The organism is Herbiconiux sp. FW305-C-125, from assembly GCF_058783455.1.
The window spans coordinates 157,131-171,589 of the sequence record NZ_JBYSYO010000008.1; the positions used below are offsets into that span (position 1 = coordinate 157,131).

The window sequence follows — 14,459 nt, forward strand, 5'->3', positions numbered from 1 at the left end:
CCGACCGTTAATGAGACAGATTATCTCGATAAGGGCGGCGGCGGATGGCTCGATCGAACGGTGCAGGGAATGCGCGCGTCTTAGTGGTTGGCCGAAGTTTCCGAGCGCGAGCGGCTTGTTCCGCGCCACAACCCGTCGATCACGAACTCCACGATCATCCGCGCGTCACCCTCGGTGAACGGCTGCTCCCGGCGCAGGACGAACCATTGCACCGGGCCGGCGAGCATCATGTTGACGAACCGCGCATCCGTCAATGGCAGCTGGCCTGACTCGCTCGCCCGGTCGAGGCGCCGCTGCAGTTCTCCGGTTCGACGGTCGAGCAGCTCGAGCCCCAGCCCGTGCAGTTCGTCGGCGTCGGACGCCTGTCGGAGGAGGATCTGCAGCACAGCCCGGCCGGCCGGCGAAGAGGCGGCTTCGGCGAACGACTGCAGGAACCGGATGAGATCCCGCACGATGTCGTCGCTGTCATCGATCGGAACGGAGGTCGTCGCAAACTGCTCGAACACGTCCCGGAGAAGATCGTCGCGATCCGGCCAGCGTCGGTAGACGGTCGCGCGGCCGACCTGGGCTCGCGCGGCCAGCTCGTCGTATTGCAGTCCGTCGACACCCTTTTCCGACACGAGCTCGAGCGCCGCCGCCATCAGGCGCTCGGTAACCTCGCGCGTGCGCCCGCCAGGCCGGCGCGCGCGACCCGGATCGACGGTCATTCGGCCGTCCCGTCCTCCGCGGCGTACTCGCGGAGGAGTTCGTGCTCGCGCTCGCGCCGCGGGTAGAACACCAGGGCCACGAGCGCCCCCACAAGCATGAACGCCATACCGGTCGCGTACGCCCAGTCCGCGCCGTGCAGGAAGGAGTCGCGCGCCGCTTTGACGATGCCGTCGGCGTACTCGGGGTACTGCTTGGCGATGGCGATCGCGCCGTCGAACGACTTCTGCAACTGCGCCTGGATGCTGCTCGTCACCTCGCTCTGCACGTTCGCGGGCGCCGAGGCCACCGACGACGCGATGGCGGAGGCGTAGCCGGCGGTGAGGATCGCGCCGAGCAGTGACTGCATGATCGACCCGCCGAGGTCGCGCTGGAGGTCGGACGTGCCCGACGCCATCCCGGCGCGTCGCACCGGCACCGAGTCGGTGAGCGAGCGGGAGGCGGGCGGCCCGGCAAGGCCGACCCCCAGGCCGATCAGGCCGTACCCAACGCCCACCGGCAGGTAGCTCGCCCCGATGTCCCAGAACAGGTACATCGTGAGGAAGGCGAGCAGGCAGCTCGCGAAGCCGAGCAGGAACACGAAGCGGGCACCGAAGCGCAGCACGAGCCGGCTCGACACCGGCGCGGCGAGGGTCATGATCACGGCCGCGGGCAGGATCGAGGCGCCCGCCTCGAGCGCGGTGTAACCGAGCACGTTCTGCAGGAACAACTGCCCGACGTACATCGCACCCATCAGCGATCCGAACACCACCGTGCCGCCCACCGCGGCCACCCAGAAGGTGCGGCGACGTACCACGTGCAGGTCGTACAGCGGGTTGCGCGCCCGCCGCTGCCGGAGCACGAACCCCACACCGGCCAGCGCCGCCACGACGCCGAGCACGCTCGAGAACAGCCCCGCTCCCGGCACCGCCGCGAAGTTGATGGCGAGCACGAGCGACGCGACCAGCACCACCGAGAGCACACCGCCCAGATTGTCGACCGGCTCCGTGCCCTCGTTCACCTTCGCGGGAACCACGAGGATGACCAGCACCAGCGTGATGGCGGCCAGCGGCGGCGTCATCAAGAACACCGCACCCCACGGGAAGACACTGAGGAGGAAGCCCGAGGCGAGCGGGCCGAGCGCCGAGATCGCCCCGCCGAGCCCTGACCAGAGCGCGATCGCGGCGATGCGCTTCGGGCCGGTCCACAGGGCGGCGATCAGGGCCAGCGTGGTGGGGTAGGCCATCCCCGCTGCGACCCCGCCGATCACACGCGCGGCGAACAGCACCTCGACCGACGGTGCGAACGCCGCGAGCAGGGCAGCGGGGATGCTGAGGGAGAGCCCGATCACGAGCATCCGCTTGCGCCCGTAACGGTCACCCAGGGCGCCGAGGTAGAGCACCGAGCCGGCGAGCCCCAGCGAGAACCCCACGGCGACGAGGTTCAGGGCGGTCTGCGACGCATCGAAGGCCTCACCGATGGAGGGCAGTGCGACGTTGGCGATGGACAGGTTGAGGTTGGCGACCCCGGAGGCCAGGATCAACGCGGCCAGCACGATCCCCCCGCGGGCCGGGCCCGTTCCGGCCGTCGCCCGCGCCGCCGCGCCTGTCGTCTCGCTCATCGCGCCCTCCCGTGCCGCACCCGCGTCTGAGCACGACAGTAGCGCACCGGCAGGGCAGGCCGGGCGGAGACGTGACACGGCGTCGATCAGGCGGTTCGCTGCGGCTCGGCAGTCGTATTGCCGAGATGGAATACGCACTCGAAGAGCATCGGCTCGACGACTTCGCCGGCGAGCAATCGCGTGACCGCGTCGCCGGCCGCGCGCCCCTTCTCGGCCGCCGGTTGCACCATCGTGGTGAGGTCGTAGGCGGTGAGCCCGTCGATGCGCACGCCGTCGAAGCCGGTGACGCTGAGGTCGTGCGGCACCCGCAGCCCGAGCTCGTCGGCCGCCTGCAGCACGCCGACGGCGAGCAGGTCGCTCTGCGCCATCACCGCGGTGGGGCGGTCGGCCGGGTCGACGTCGAGCAACGCCCGGGCGGCCCGCGCACCGTCGTCGACCTGGTTGTACCCGGCCGAATGGGCGACGAGATCCGGGAAGACCCGGCGGCCACCGGCCAGCCGGTCACGCGTGACGGCGGTGGTGATGGCCCGTTCACGCGCCGGGGTGATCGGCGCGGTCGCCCGCTCCGCATCGGTCGCCAGGGTCACCGCACCCACCCGGCGATGCCCCAGGTCGTGCAGGTGCCGGGCGAGGCGTTCGGCCGACTCGACGTTGTCGAGCGCCACGTCCACCACGCCTTCGAGCGTTCCGCCCTCGATGGAGACGGTCGGGATGTTGCGCTGCCGGAGTGCCGCCGCCACCGACTCGAGCACGGGACTGCACCCCACCAGCACCGCGGCGTCGATGGCGGCCGAGCGGATGCCCGCCCCCACCGCCCCGGTCTCGGTGAGCAGCAGGAGGCCCGTGCTGTCGACACCGAGCCCGGTGGCGATGCCATCGAGCGTCGCGATGTTCACCGGATCGCGGAACGCGTGGAGCAGTCGCTCGTCGAAGACCACGCCCACCACACCGGAGCGCCCCTGGCGGAGCGAGCGTGCGCGCGGGTCGGGGCCCGAGTACCCCAGCTCGCCCGCCGCGGCGAGCACCTTCTCGCGTGTGGCCGGCGACACCGGTCCTGCGCCGCTGAAGGCGAGGGACGCGGTCGACGCCGAGACGCCCGCGCGCCGCGCCACGTCGAGGAGCGTGGCTCGCGGTTGCTCGGTGCCGGACACGGGTTGTAGCCTAGTCGAATCGTTTCGATCGAATCGATTCGATCTCACTCGCAGCTTTCTCAGAATCGGATGCCTCGCACCCATGACCGACACCCTCTCCCGGCGGCAGTTGCTCTCGTGGCGCAACGCGATCTTCGTGATCTTCGCGCTGAGCGGCATCTCGATCGCGAGCTGGGTCGCCCGGCTCCCGGCCGTGCGCGACCAGCTGGGCCTCGACACCGCTCAGATCGGCGTGCTCATCTTCACCATGTCGGCCGGCTCCGTGATCGGCCTCATCGCGGCACCGCCCGTGATGCTGCGCATCGGTGCCCGTGCCGGCATGGTGCTCTCGCTCTGCCTCGTGGCCACCGGCACCGTCGTGATCGGACTCGGCACATCCGTTCTCGACTCCGCGGTGGTCGTGGGCGCAGGGCTCGCCGTCTTCGGCTACGGCAACGGCTCGGTCGACGTGATGATGAACGTCGAGGGCGCCGCCGCCGAACGCGCGATCGGCAAGACGCTGATGCCGCTGATGCACGCGTTCTTCAGCTTCGGCACCGTCGCCGGCGCCGGCCTCGGGGCGCTGGCCTCCGCACTGTCGATCGACGTCGCCGTGCACCTCGGCGTGATCGCGGCCATCATCGTGGCGAGCGCGCTGGTCGCCATCCGCTTCGTGCCGCGGGGCGTGGAGGCGGAGGATCCCGAGCTCGCCGCGCCGCGCGTGCCGTTCCGCGAGCGCGTCCTGGCGAGCCTTGCCGTCTGGAAAGACGTGCGGCTGCTCGCGATCGGCGTGATCATGCTCGGCATGGCCTTCGCCGAGGGCTCGGCGAACGACTGGCTCACCATCGCGGTGGTCGACGGGTACGACCAGTCGAACACCACGGCCGCCGTGGTCTTCGGCGTCTTCACGGTGTCGATGACGCTGGGGCGCATCCTCGGCGGCCCCGTGCTCGACCGGTTCGGGCGCGTACCCGTGCTGCGGGTGAGCGCGGCACTCGGCGTGCTCGGCATCCTCGTGTTCATCGTCGCGGCACCGGTCCCCTGGCTCGCCTACGTCGGTGCCGCGTTCTGGGCGCTCGGCTGTTCCCTCGGCTTCCCGGTGGGCATGTCGGCGGCGGCCGACACCGACGACCCGAAGCTCTCCGCGGCCCGGGTGAGCGCGGTGGCGATCATCGGCTACGTCGCATTCCTCGTCGGTCCGCCGGTACTGGGTCTCCTCGGGCACCAGTTCGGCATCCTGCACGCGCTGCTGCTCGTGCTCGTGCTCGTCGTGCTCGCCGGCCTCTTCTCCCCTGCCGCCCGCGAGCGTGCCCGCCGGGCCCCCGCCGCCGCCTCGCCCATCCCCGCCCCGTAGCTCCGCCCGCAGCGGTTACGCTCTACTGGTGCGTCTCGTCATTGCCACCTGTTCCGTCGACTACGCCGGCCGGCTCAGCGCTCACCTGCCGCTCGCGAAACGCCTGCTGATGCTGAAGAGCGACGGCAGCATCCTGGTGCACTCCGACGGCGGATCGTACAAGCCGCTCAACTGGATGAGCCCGCCCTGCACCATCACCGAGCTCGAGCCCGACGAGGCGCAGGCGGATGCGGGCATCACCGCCGTCTGGAAGGTCACGCAGAAGAAGACCGACGACGTGCTCGTGGTCTCGCTGTACGACATCGAGCACGACTCGGCCCACGAGCTCGGCATCGATCCCGGCCTCGTGAAGGACGGCGTCGAGGCGCACCTGCAGAAACTGCTGGCCGAGCAGATCGGCCTCCTCGGCGAGGGTCACACCCTGGTGCGGCGCGAGTACATGACCGCCATCGGCCCGGTCGACATCCTCGCCCGCGACTCCGCGGGCGGCGCCGTGGCCGTGGAGATCAAGCGGCGCGGCGACATCGACGGGGTGGAGCAGTTGACGCGGTACCTCGAGCTGATGAACCGCGACCCGCACCTCTCGCCCGTGCACGGCGTGTTCGCGGCCCAGGAGATCAAGCCGCAGGCGCGCACCCTGGCGCAGGATCGCGGCATCCGCTGCCTCGTGCTCGACTACGACGCCATGCGCGGCCTCGACGACGCCGACTCCCGCCTGTTCTGAGCGGCCTCTAGGCTGGTCGGATGGCTCGACCCGCTCCCGCCTTCCCCAAGTCGTACTCGAACCGGCCGCTCCGCAAGGCGCTGGAGACCTTCGCGGCGCTACCCAACCGTGCGACGCTCGACGCCCTGCTCACGGCGATGCGCACCGGCGCGCTCGTGGTCGACATCACCGGAACGACGGATGCGGCCGACCCGCAGCTGCGCACCATCCTGTCCACCACCGGTGAGCTCGTGCTGCCGTTGTTCACCTCGGTGGCCGAGCTTCGTCTCGCGGTGCCGGCCGAGCACCGGGCGGCGGCGCAGGCGATGATCCTCCCGGCTCGGGAGGCTCTGGCGCTCGTGACCACCGCCGATTTCGTGGCGGTGCAGTTCGACGTGGGGAGCCTCGGTCAGGTGGTGAAACGGGAGTTCGTGCTCGACTGAGCAGCGAACCGCACAGCATGGTCGGGGCGCGGGCGGTCAGGGCTCAGGCGGTCAGGGCGAGCAGCAGCGTCGCCACCGGCACGATCACGACGACGGCGACGACGCCGAGCGCCATGAACCGCGGCCACGAGATCGTGACGCCGAGCGTGGTCAACCGCTGGTGCCAGAGCAGAGTGGCGAGCGACGCCCACGGCGTGACGAGCGGGCCGAGGTTGACACCGATGAGCAGCGCCACGAGCCTCAGCTGGTCGCCGGCTTGGGGTTCGAGCACGAGGTACGCGGGCAGGTTGTTGATGCCGTTGGCGCCGAGCGCGCCGATGGCGGCCAGGTGCAGCAGGCTGAGCGGGTCGTCGCCCGATCCGGAAACCGAGGCCAGCAGGGTCTCCAGACCGTGGGCGTGGGCCGTCTCCACCAGCACGAACAAGCCGACCGCGATGCCGAGCGCCTGCCACGGGATGAGGGAAGGCCGGATGGCGCTGCGGTCGCGCACCATGAAGGCGGCCAGCAGGAGCACGGCCGCCACCCCCGCGACCAGCCACACGGGCAGCCCCGAGACGAGGAGCGGGAGCAGCACCAGCACGACGATCGCGCAATAGACGAGAAGTGGTCGGTCGTTCACCGGGGTGCGCTCGGGCGTCTCGAAGCGCCCGCGCAACGACCGGCGGAACACGATCGAGAGGATGAGGGCACTCAGCACCACACCGGCGACCGCGGGCGCCCAAGCGACCGCGATGAAACCCGCGGCTCCCCCACCGAACGATTCGGCCGCGAGCAGATTGGTGAGGTTCGACACGGGGAGGAACAGCGACGCCGTGTTCGCGAGCCACACGGCGGCGAGCGCGAACGGAATGGGTGAGACCCCGATGTGCAGTGCCAGCACCACCACCACCGGTGTGACCAGGACGGCGGTGGTGTCCAGGGAGAGGAAAGCGGTGCACACCACGGCGAGCGCGATCACGAAGAGCCAGAGCAGCCACACCCGGCCCCGCCCCCAGCCGGCGAGCCGTTCGGCGAGCGCGGTGAAGACGCCGGCCGCGCTGGCGAGCTCGGCCACGACCGTGATGGCCACCACGAAGGCGAGCACCGGCACCACCCGGTCGACGAGTTCCCCGAAATCGGGCCACGGCAGCGCACCCGTGGCGACCAGCACCGCCGCCGCCACGAGGAGCAGCACGGTGAGGATCGGGCCGATGAGGCGGGCTGGTTTCTGGTGCATCGTCGGCCGAGTCTATGCCGCCGCGCCGCCAGTTGCGCACCAGCGCATGGCGGCCGCGGCTCGCCCCGGTTTGGGGGCGGTTCGCACGCCGACAATAGGATGTCTCGGGTGACCCGCAAAATCCCTGCCAAGCCGTGGTCGTGCATCCTCTTCGATCTCGACGGCACCATCACGGATTCGGCGCCCGGCATCATCGGCCGCCTGTCGCGGACGCTGCAGGCCATGGGCCGGCCGGTGCCGCTCCCGGCCGAACTGGTCGCGTTCGTCGGGCCGCCCATCCTCGACGGGTTCCGCGACGTGGCCGGGATGAACGAGGAGGAGGCCAAGGAGGCGCTGGTCGTCTACCGCGGGCTCGCAGCCACCGAGGGCCCGCAGGACGACGCGCGGGTCTACCCCGGGATGCTCGGGCTCATCCGTGCGTTGCACGCCGCCGGGATCCCGCTCGCCATCACCACGTCGAAGTCGGAGGTGCAGGCGATCCGGATCCTGGAGCACCTGCAGATCGCCGACTCCTTCGCGGTGATCTGCGGCTCGTCGGAGGACGAGACGCGCAGCGCCAAGGCCGACGTGGTCGAGGAGGCCTTGCGGCGCCTGCGCGAGCAGGGCGTCGACCTCTCGAACCTCGTGCTCGTCGGCGACCGAGAGCACGATGTCGTGGGTGCCGCTGAACACGGCGTCCCCGCGATCATGGTCGAGTGGGGCTATGGTTCACCGGCGGAGGCGGTCGGCGCGATCGCGGTGGTGCACTCCGTCGACCAGCTCCGCGACGCGCTCCTCTGACCTAGCACGGCGCTCGGCGAGCCTCCGGATCGCCCCGAAGCCGCCGCCTCGATGACCAGGGCGCGTCTCAGGCGCGCACTGCCACCGGCCGCCTCAGCGGCGTAAGCGGACCCGTCGCCGGATGACCATTGCGAAAGCGACCGCGGCGGCACCTATCACCACTGCAAGCCCGGCCAGACCGAGCACCGGCTCCGGCGCAGACCCGGTATGCGCGAGCGTCGGGTCGCTCGCACGAGGCCCGGCCGAGACAGCGCTTCCCGACGACCCCGCTCCGTTCGACGTTCCGGCAGACCCGCCGGTCGTTCCACTGCCGGTCGGCGACGGCGAGGGGGTGGCTGTCGGCGAGGGGGTGGGCGTGGGCGTGGGCGTCGGCGTGGCCGCAACAGCCTTCGCCGTGAACGGGAGCGATGCGATGAAGTCCTTGGCCTCTGGGTCGCCGCTCATCTGCTTTCCCGTGACGGTCACCTTGCCCGAAAACGTCCCGGCCGCCGTCGGCGTGAAGGTGAGCTCGAAGGTCGGCGCCTGTCCCGGCCGGTAGGTGACTCCGGCGCCGAACTCCGACTTCGAGATCGTCACCTGAGGCACCGGCTTGCCGCTCCCATCGGTCACGGCGATCTGCGATTCGGCGAACTTCATCGGATCGATCCCTCTGACCGTGAGCTTCATGACCACCTTGGACGTCGCACCGACCGCGGTTTGCGGAAAAGCGATAGCGCTCCCGCCGGCAGCGGGAGTGAATTCGAAGAACGACCTGTCCGTCTCGAGCGATTCGCCCGTGAAGTCGATGACGAGCGGGGCCATGCCGGGCGGGTTGTCGACGTCCATGGCCGCGAGGGTCACCTTCTGCACGTTGACCGTCCCGGCCACCGGCGCGACGTATCGCACCGTGATGGATCTGACCTGACCCGGCTCCACCTCGTCGCCCGCCACGAGAGTGGTCGAGATGAGCGAGAAGGGTGCGATGAGAGCGGTGAGTGGCGCTGGATCCATCGTCCAGCCGTCCCGGCCGTCGTTCTGGATCGAGATGGTGTGCGTGATCGACGTGCCCTGCTTGATGTAGCCGAAGTCGGGGGAACCTCCGGCGACCGCGACCGAGACGAAGTCTCCCGGCGCGGCGGTAGCGGGCGAGACGCCCGCCAACGGCAGCGCTCCCGCCGCCGAGAGCAGCAGCGTGGTCACCACGGCGGCACCGAATCGGGTTCGGCGCACGCGAGGCGCAGGGGCAGGGGCAGCGGGACGGTTCATGACAACTCGTTTCGGGACGACGAACACGGAGTGATCACCATCCCAGGCGGCGCGCGCCGACCGTTATGAGCAATTCCTACTTACACACCACGGTCGCTCGCGGCGCGCAGACCACCAGGCCCCGTTCATCCGCCCTCCCTACGATGGAGGCATGGGCGATCTCACCCTCATCCTGCCGAGCGTGGTCGTGTTCGCCGGAGTGATCGCGGCGCTGGTCGTCGGCGCCACCCTGCTCCGCCGGCGTGGCCGCCGACTCGGCCGCCCGGTGGCCGCTGATGCCCGCCGCCTCCCGCGGGGAACCGCAGACGGCGCGATCGTGCCCGACGGCACCCCGGGCGGCGCGCCGGAGCGCCTTCCCGTCGATGAATTGGTCAAGCGAGCCAACATCCAGCTCGTGCAGATGGACGACGCCCTCCGCGACGCTGCCGACGAGGTCGAGTTCGCCCGTGCCGAGTTCGGCGACGAGGCCGTACTCCCGCTCGCCGAAGCACTCGAGTCCGCCCGCCGCCGCGCGTCGGAGGCCTTCACGCTCAAGCAGCGCCTCGACGACTCGGTGATCGATTCCGAACAACAACGACGTGACTGGAGCAAGCGCATCCTCAGTCTCGGCGATTCGGCCACGGCACTCGTCACCGCGCAGTCGCGATCGCTCGAGCAACGCCGCCGCGACGAGATCTCCGCCCCCGCCGCCATCGCCCGCGCCCGCACCGCCCTGGCGGGTGCCCGCGCGCGTCTGCCCGAGGCCAGGGCCACACTCGCCGAACTGGGCGACGCCTACGCCGCCGCGGCGCTCGCTCCGATCGCCGATTCGATGCCCAGCGCCGAAGCAGCGTTCTCGGCAGCCGAGACCGAACTCGCCGAAGCGGAGTCCGGCCTCGCGTCGAGCGCCCTCGCGCCGACGGCACGGCGCGTGCAACAGGCTGAAGCGCTGATCCGCCAGGGCCGCGCCAGGCTCGATGCGGTCGAGCGGATGCGCCAGACCCTCCGTGACGCCCGCATCGCCCGCGAACAGGCACTCACCGCCGCCGACGCCCAGCGTGCCGAAGCCACGCGCCTGCGCGACCGCGTCGAGGATCCGGCGGCCGTCGAGAGCATCGTCGCCGCCAGCTCGGCGCTGATGACCGCCGCCGACGCCGCTCGTGCCCGCACGCCCGCCGATCCGGTGGCCGACGTCGATGCCCTGGCCGCGGCGGCCGCCCGCCTCGACGAGACGCTCGCGGTCGCCCGCACGGCGCAGCAGCGTCTCGACTCGGCGCGGGAGGCGCTCGTGGGCGCGACCGCCATCGCCGAGAGCCACATCCGCACCGCCGACGAAGCGATCGCGTCGGGCCGCGGTCGGGTCGGAACGGATGCCCGCACCCGACTCGCCGCCGCCAGGCATGAACTCGAGCTCGCTCGCCGGGAGGCCGATCCGGTGGCGGCGCTCGACGGGGTGCGCCGCGCCGCCACGCTGGCGACGGATGCCGACGCCCTGGCCCGGTACGACGCGGGCGGATTCCTCCACAGCTGACGTAGCCGGTTCATCTCTCCACAGGTTCGCGTCACACGCTGACACCGATGGCCTCGGATCGCCATACTCCCGGTATGGGATCAGAAGCAATCGGATCGGTGACCATCACCGACCACACCGGCACCACCGTCGCGCACGCGCCCGAAGTCCGTCTCCTCCTCGAGAGCCGCGACCTCATCCTCCGCGGCGCCCTCCGTCGTACCCTGCCGTTCGACACACTGGAGGAGGTGAGCGCGGAGGGCGACCGGTTGCGGTTCCGGCACGCCGGCGAGAACTACTTTCTCGTCGTCGGTTCACCGGCAGCCGCCCGTTGGGCGTCGAAGATCAGCACGCCACCCCCGACGCTCGCTGCCAAGCTCGGGGTCTCGGCCGACCACCCCGCGCTCGTCATCGGGCGTGTGACGGATGCGCGGCTCGTCGACGCGTTGCTGGACGCGTCGGCAGGCGGCGGCGCCGAAAGCGCGGGTGCCGAGAACGAGGCCGCCGTGGTCGCGGTGACCGAGGTCGACGATGCCGAAGCGCTCGATCAGGCGCTCGAGCAGCTCCCGCCGGGGATGCCCTTGTGGGTCGTGCACCGCAAGGGCAAGGGCGCGCTGTTCGGCGACGCGGCGGTGCGCCGGCGGATGCGCGAACTGGGGTTCGTCGACACGAAGGTGTCGGCCGTCTCCGACCTCCGCACCGCGACCCGCTACTCCGCCAGGGACGGCCGAACGCCCGCCTCGTCGTCGGTCGAGGCGGACGCCGGGAGGCGCCTATGAGTTGATTCCGCCGCCGCTGCCCGAGTTCGAGCCCTCGAAGGTGAAGGTCATGACGCCGTCGACGATGTTGAGGTATCCGCCGTAGGCGTAGTTGGAGAGGGTGTACCGCACCGTGCCGTACTCGCCCGAGGGCAGGGAGTAGTTGCCGTCGGCGTAGATCTTGCCGCCGCTGGCCGGGATGACCTCCCAACCGTCCGCCGTCCAGGAGCCGATCGTGAAGGTCGGTCGCGACTCGATGGTCCAGACGATGTCCGTCACGGTCTCGCCGTCGTTCGTCTCGCCGTAGAAGTCACAGCCCACCGGCGCGAGCACGGGCTGTGCAACACAGGCATCGAGCCAGCCCGCCGCGGCTGCCTGGCCGGCCGCCTCGCCGTCCGCCGTGAGGGTGGCGGCGATGAGGGAGTCGGCCTCGCCGCCGTCGGCATCGGCGCTGAAGCCGGCGACGGTCACGGAGTCGTCGGCGAACTGGAGCTTGCCATCGGCCGACGAGGAACTGACCACGTAGGTGCCCGGGAAGGCGGGCAACGGCCGGGAGAGGATGTCGTTCACCGACGCGTCGATGGGTGTGCCGTCGACGCTGACGTTGTCGCCGGCCGGCCCGTCGAAGGCGACCGTGAGGTACCCGAAGTCGATCGGATCGAGGGCCCACCTGTCGACGAAGAGCGCCTCCTTGCCGTCGCGGCTGAGCCGGAAGGCCTGGCTGTACTCGTCACCGCCCTGCTGGATGGTCGCGACGACGGTGGCTCCCGAATCGTCGATGCCGGCGCTGCTGATGGTGTAGCCCGTCACCCGGTCGGTCGCCGCGGCGTAGGCCTCGTCGGTCAGGAGGTCGGGAAGAGCGCCCTTGGGTGCTCCGCCCGCCATCGCGACGGCGTCCTCGACGTGACCGTCGACGACCGCCGAGAGGTAGGCGTCGACGACGCGCTCGGGCGCGTTGCGCGCGGAGGCGGTGGACACCGCGAACCAGGTGAGGCCTAGCGCCACGAGCACGAGCAGCGCCACGACGCCGACGGCGATCCACACCAGCACGGGCGGCCGACGCCGACCAGGAGCGGAGTCAGAGCCTCCTGGCGCACCTGGCGCACCACCTGGCGTTACAGGCGCACCATCCGGCGCAACCGGCGCACCATCAGGCGGAGTACTCATCGCCGGCAGCGGCGGAAGTGATTGATCCGACACGAAAGAGCCCCCCGATTCGCCCGCTGCGAGGTACGCCCCCCGCCGGGCGACCGTCGACCTCGGAACCGGATCGGACCCGTCATGGTCGTTCGTGCGCGAGGGGGGACTTGAACCCCCACGCCCTTGCGGGCACTGGCACCTGAAGCCAGCGCGTCTGCCAATTCCGCCACTCGCGCGAACTAGGAGAGATTAGCACGCGCGCGGGCCGCTCGCGAACCGGCCGACGAGGAGGCGGGCGGTGCTGAGAGTGCATTAACACCCAAGACAAGTAACATCGTCGTAGCATTCACGCCTTATCAGCACGCGCCGCCTGCGCGAAGCGACAATCGACACCACGAAACCGGAGACGACGACGGAGCACGGCGCCCCACGAGGGTCCGGGCATCAGGCGGGTTCGAGCAGAGAGATCGGGAGAGACGTGGGAATACTGGACAACTTCGAGAAAGGTCTCGAGCGTGCCGTCAACGGCGCATTCGCCAAGACCTTCCGCTCGGGGCTCCAGCCGGTCGAGATCTCCGCGGCGCTGAAGCGCGAACTCGACACGAAGGCGGCGGTGGTCTCCCGCGACCGCATCCTCGTGCCCAACAGCTTCCGCGTGCTGCTCGCGCCCACCGACTTCCAGCGCATGACCGGCATCGGCCCCACCCTCGTCGACGACCTCAACCAGATCGTGCAGCAGCACGCCGCCCAACAGGGCTTCCAGTTCGCCGGCGGCGTCACGATCGATCTCGTCAACGACCCGAAGCTCACCACCGGCGTCATCCAGATCGACTCGGCCAACGTCCAGGGCAACGTCACCTGGACTCCGGTGGTCGACATCGCCGGGCGCCGGCACCCTCTCACCAAGTCACGCACGGTGATCGGGCGCGGCAGCGACGCCGACATCACCGTCGACGACACCGGCACCTCGCGCAAGCACGTCGAGATCCTCTGGGACGGCTCCCACGCCCAAGCGAGGGACCTCGGCTCCACCAACGGTTCGCAGCTGAACGGTCAGCCGTTCCAGCGCGCCACGCTCGAGCCGGACTCCGTCATCCAGATCGGGCGCACGAACATCGTCTTCCGGATCGTGCCGCAGTCCGCGAGCGCCCGCGCCGGCGGCGGCGCTCCCGCGGCAGCGCGTCCGAGCGCGGCCCCCGACGGCAACCGCCCGCCCCTCGATCCCGGCGGATTCTGGCGGTAGGCGGCGACATGAGCGAACTCACCCTCCTCATCCTGCAGCTCGCCTTCCTCGCGCTGCTATGGGTGTTCATCTTCATCGTCGTGTACGCGATGCGATCCGACCTGTTCGGGCAGCGCGTGCGCAAGCTGCGTGACGCCTCCGCGACCGCAGGTGCTGGCGGCGCCGCACCCGCCACCACCCCGGGCGCCGGCACATCGCTCCCGGGCTCGCTGCCGGCCACACCGGCAGCGGCCGCGGCGAGCGCCGCGGCCGGCGCCCCCGCCGCCGGCACCGCCCCGCACACCCCCGCGCCGAAGGTGCCCACCTTCGTGCCCGCCCCGGGCACCGAGCTGAGTGGCCCGCCCCACGCCACCACGAGCAACGCCGGCCGCCTCGTCATCACGTCCGGGGCGAAGTCCGGCAGCGAGATCGCTCTCGGCACCGAACCGCTCACCATCGGGCGCTCCTCCGACTCCAGCGTGGTCATCCGCGACGACTACACCTCGACCCACCACGCCCGCCTCATGATCTGGGGCGACGAGTGGGTCATCCAGGACCTCGACTCCACGAACGGAACCTTCCTCGACGGCCAGAGGGTCACCGCGCCGGTGCACATCCCTCTCAACACGCCCATCCGGATCGGCGCCACGAGCTTCGAGCTCCGGCGGTAGCCT

The 14,459-nt window shown here is 70.8% G+C and carries 14 protein-coding genes and 1 tRNA gene; 8 read left to right on the forward strand and 7 right to left on the reverse strand.

The window, feature by feature from the left end; all coding sequences use genetic code 11:
- Nucleotides 1–80: 80 nt before the first annotated feature.
- From AC3WLB_RS18345 to AC3WLB_RS18355, 3 genes are all read right to left on the reverse strand, one after another.
- Nucleotides 81–707 carry a TetR/AcrR family transcriptional regulator gene (locus AC3WLB_RS18345; protein WP_492508459.1) on the reverse strand — a complete coding sequence of 209 codons (627 nt, stop codon included), beginning with the start codon at nt 705–707 and terminating at the stop codon, nt 81–83.
- Entirely contained in the window at nt 704–2,305 is a 1,602-nt protein-coding gene (locus AC3WLB_RS18350) for an MFS transporter (RefSeq protein WP_492508461.1), read from the reverse strand. Before AC3WLB_RS18350 ends, AC3WLB_RS18345 begins: the two co-directional genes overlap by 4 nt.
- Before the next feature lie 86 nt (nt 2,306–2,391).
- Nucleotides 2,392–3,456 (reverse strand): LacI family DNA-binding transcriptional regulator, encoded by a 1,065-nt coding sequence (locus tag AC3WLB_RS18355; protein WP_492508463.1) that lies wholly within the window; start codon nt 3,454–3,456, stop codon nt 2,392–2,394.
- Nucleotides 3,457–3,538: 82 nt separating this feature from the next.
- On the opposite strand from AC3WLB_RS18355, the gene AC3WLB_RS18360 reads away from it, so the two are divergent.
- The 3 genes from AC3WLB_RS18360 to AC3WLB_RS18370 are packed head-to-tail and all read left to right on the forward strand — an operon-like array spanning nt 3,539 to nt 5,935.
- Entirely contained in the window at nt 3,539–4,789 is a 1,251-nt protein-coding gene (locus AC3WLB_RS18360) for an MFS transporter (protein WP_492508465.1), read from the forward strand.
- A 28-nt stretch (nt 4,790–4,817) separates the two neighbouring features.
- Nucleotides 4,818–5,513 carry an endonuclease NucS gene (gene nucS / locus AC3WLB_RS18365; protein ID WP_492508467.1) on the forward strand — a complete coding sequence of 232 codons (696 nt, stop codon included), beginning with the start codon at nt 4,818–4,820 and terminating at the stop codon, nt 5,511–5,513.
- 20 nt (nt 5,514–5,533) lie between these two features.
- Complete coding sequence (locus AC3WLB_RS18370; protein ID WP_492508469.1) at nt 5,534–5,935, forward strand: SseB family protein; 402 nt, start codon at nt 5,534–5,536, stop codon at nt 5,933–5,935.
- A gap of 43 nt (nt 5,936–5,978) precedes the next feature.
- On the opposite strand, the gene AC3WLB_RS18375 is transcribed toward AC3WLB_RS18370, so the two are convergent.
- On the reverse strand, nt 5,979–7,151 hold the full coding sequence (locus AC3WLB_RS18375; RefSeq protein WP_492508471.1) for an SLC13 family permease: 1,173 nt from the start codon (nt 7,149–7,151) through the stop codon (nt 5,979–5,981).
- A 108-nt stretch (nt 7,152–7,259) separates the two neighbouring features.
- On the opposite strand from AC3WLB_RS18375, the gene AC3WLB_RS18380 reads away from it, so the two are divergent.
- Nucleotides 7,260–7,931: an HAD hydrolase-like protein gene (locus AC3WLB_RS18380; RefSeq protein ID WP_492508473.1), complete on the forward strand. Its 672-nt coding sequence runs from the start codon at nt 7,260–7,262 to the stop codon at nt 7,929–7,931.
- Nucleotides 7,932–8,024: 93 nt separating this feature from the next.
- Here the strand turns inward: AC3WLB_RS18380 and AC3WLB_RS18385 are convergent, their stop codons facing one another.
- Entirely contained in the window at nt 8,025–9,176 is a 1,152-nt protein-coding gene (locus tag AC3WLB_RS18385; RefSeq protein ID WP_492508475.1) for a hypothetical protein, read from the reverse strand.
- A gap of 151 nt (nt 9,177–9,327) precedes the next feature.
- Between AC3WLB_RS18385 and AC3WLB_RS18390 the strand changes: the two genes are divergently transcribed.
- Entirely contained in the window at nt 9,328–10,686 is a 1,359-nt protein-coding gene (locus tag AC3WLB_RS18390; RefSeq protein ID WP_492508477.1) for a hypothetical protein, read from the forward strand.
- Nucleotides 10,687–10,760: 74 nt separating this feature from the next.
- Entirely contained in the window at nt 10,761–11,444 is a 684-nt protein-coding gene (locus AC3WLB_RS18395) for a hypothetical protein (RefSeq protein WP_492508480.1), read from the forward strand.
- On the opposite strand, the gene AC3WLB_RS18400 is transcribed toward AC3WLB_RS18395, so the two are convergent.
- Nucleotides 11,439–12,473, reverse strand: a complete 1,035-nt coding sequence (locus AC3WLB_RS18400) for a hypothetical protein (RefSeq protein WP_492508482.1) — start codon at nt 12,471–12,473, stop codon at nt 11,439–11,441. The genes AC3WLB_RS18395 and AC3WLB_RS18400 overlap by 6 nt on opposite strands.
- Before the next feature lie 242 nt (nt 12,474–12,715).
- A tRNA-Leu gene (locus tag AC3WLB_RS18405) sits at nt 12,716–12,799 on the reverse strand.
- A gap of 242 nt (nt 12,800–13,041) precedes the next feature.
- Here AC3WLB_RS18405 and AC3WLB_RS18410 point away from each other — a divergent pair.
- Nucleotides 13,042–13,806 carry an FHA domain-containing protein gene (locus AC3WLB_RS18410; protein WP_492508484.1) on the forward strand — a complete coding sequence of 255 codons (765 nt, stop codon included), beginning with the start codon at nt 13,042–13,044 and terminating at the stop codon, nt 13,804–13,806.
- An 8-nt stretch (nt 13,807–13,814) separates the two neighbouring features.
- Entirely contained in the window at nt 13,815–14,456 is a 642-nt protein-coding gene (locus AC3WLB_RS18415; RefSeq protein WP_492508486.1) for an FHA domain-containing protein FhaB/FipA, read from the forward strand.
- Nucleotides 14,457–14,459 lie beyond the last annotated feature (3 nt).

Coding starts and splice junctions, on each gene's coding strand:
- AC3WLB_RS18370 (WP_492508469.1), top strand. CDS start 5,534: ATGGCTCGACCCGCTCCCGCCTTCCCCAAGTCGTACTCGAACCGGCCG.
- AC3WLB_RS18375 (WP_492508471.1), bottom strand. CDS start 7,151: ATGCACCAGAAACCAGCCCGCCTCATCGGCCCGATCCTCACCGTGCTG.
- AC3WLB_RS18415 (WP_492508486.1), top strand. CDS start 13,815: ATGAGCGAACTCACCCTCCTCATCCTGCAGCTCGCCTTCCTCGCGCTG.
- AC3WLB_RS18390 (WP_492508477.1), top strand. CDS start 9,328: ATGGGCGATCTCACCCTCATCCTGCCGAGCGTGGTCGTGTTCGCCGGA.
- AC3WLB_RS18360 (WP_492508465.1), top strand. CDS start 3,539: ATGACCGACACCCTCTCCCGGCGGCAGTTGCTCTCGTGGCGCAACGCG.
- AC3WLB_RS18345 (WP_492508459.1), bottom strand. CDS start 707: ATGACCGTCGATCCGGGTCGCGCGCGCCGGCCTGGCGGGCGCACGCGC.
- AC3WLB_RS18395 (WP_492508480.1), top strand. CDS start 10,761: ATGGGATCAGAAGCAATCGGATCGGTGACCATCACCGACCACACCGGC.
- AC3WLB_RS18350 (WP_492508461.1), bottom strand. CDS start 2,305: ATGAGCGAGACGACAGGCGCGGCGGCGCGGGCGACGGCCGGAACGGGC.
- AC3WLB_RS18385 (WP_492508475.1), bottom strand. CDS start 9,176: ATGAACCGTCCCGCTGCCCCTGCCCCTGCGCCTCGCGTGCGCCGAACC.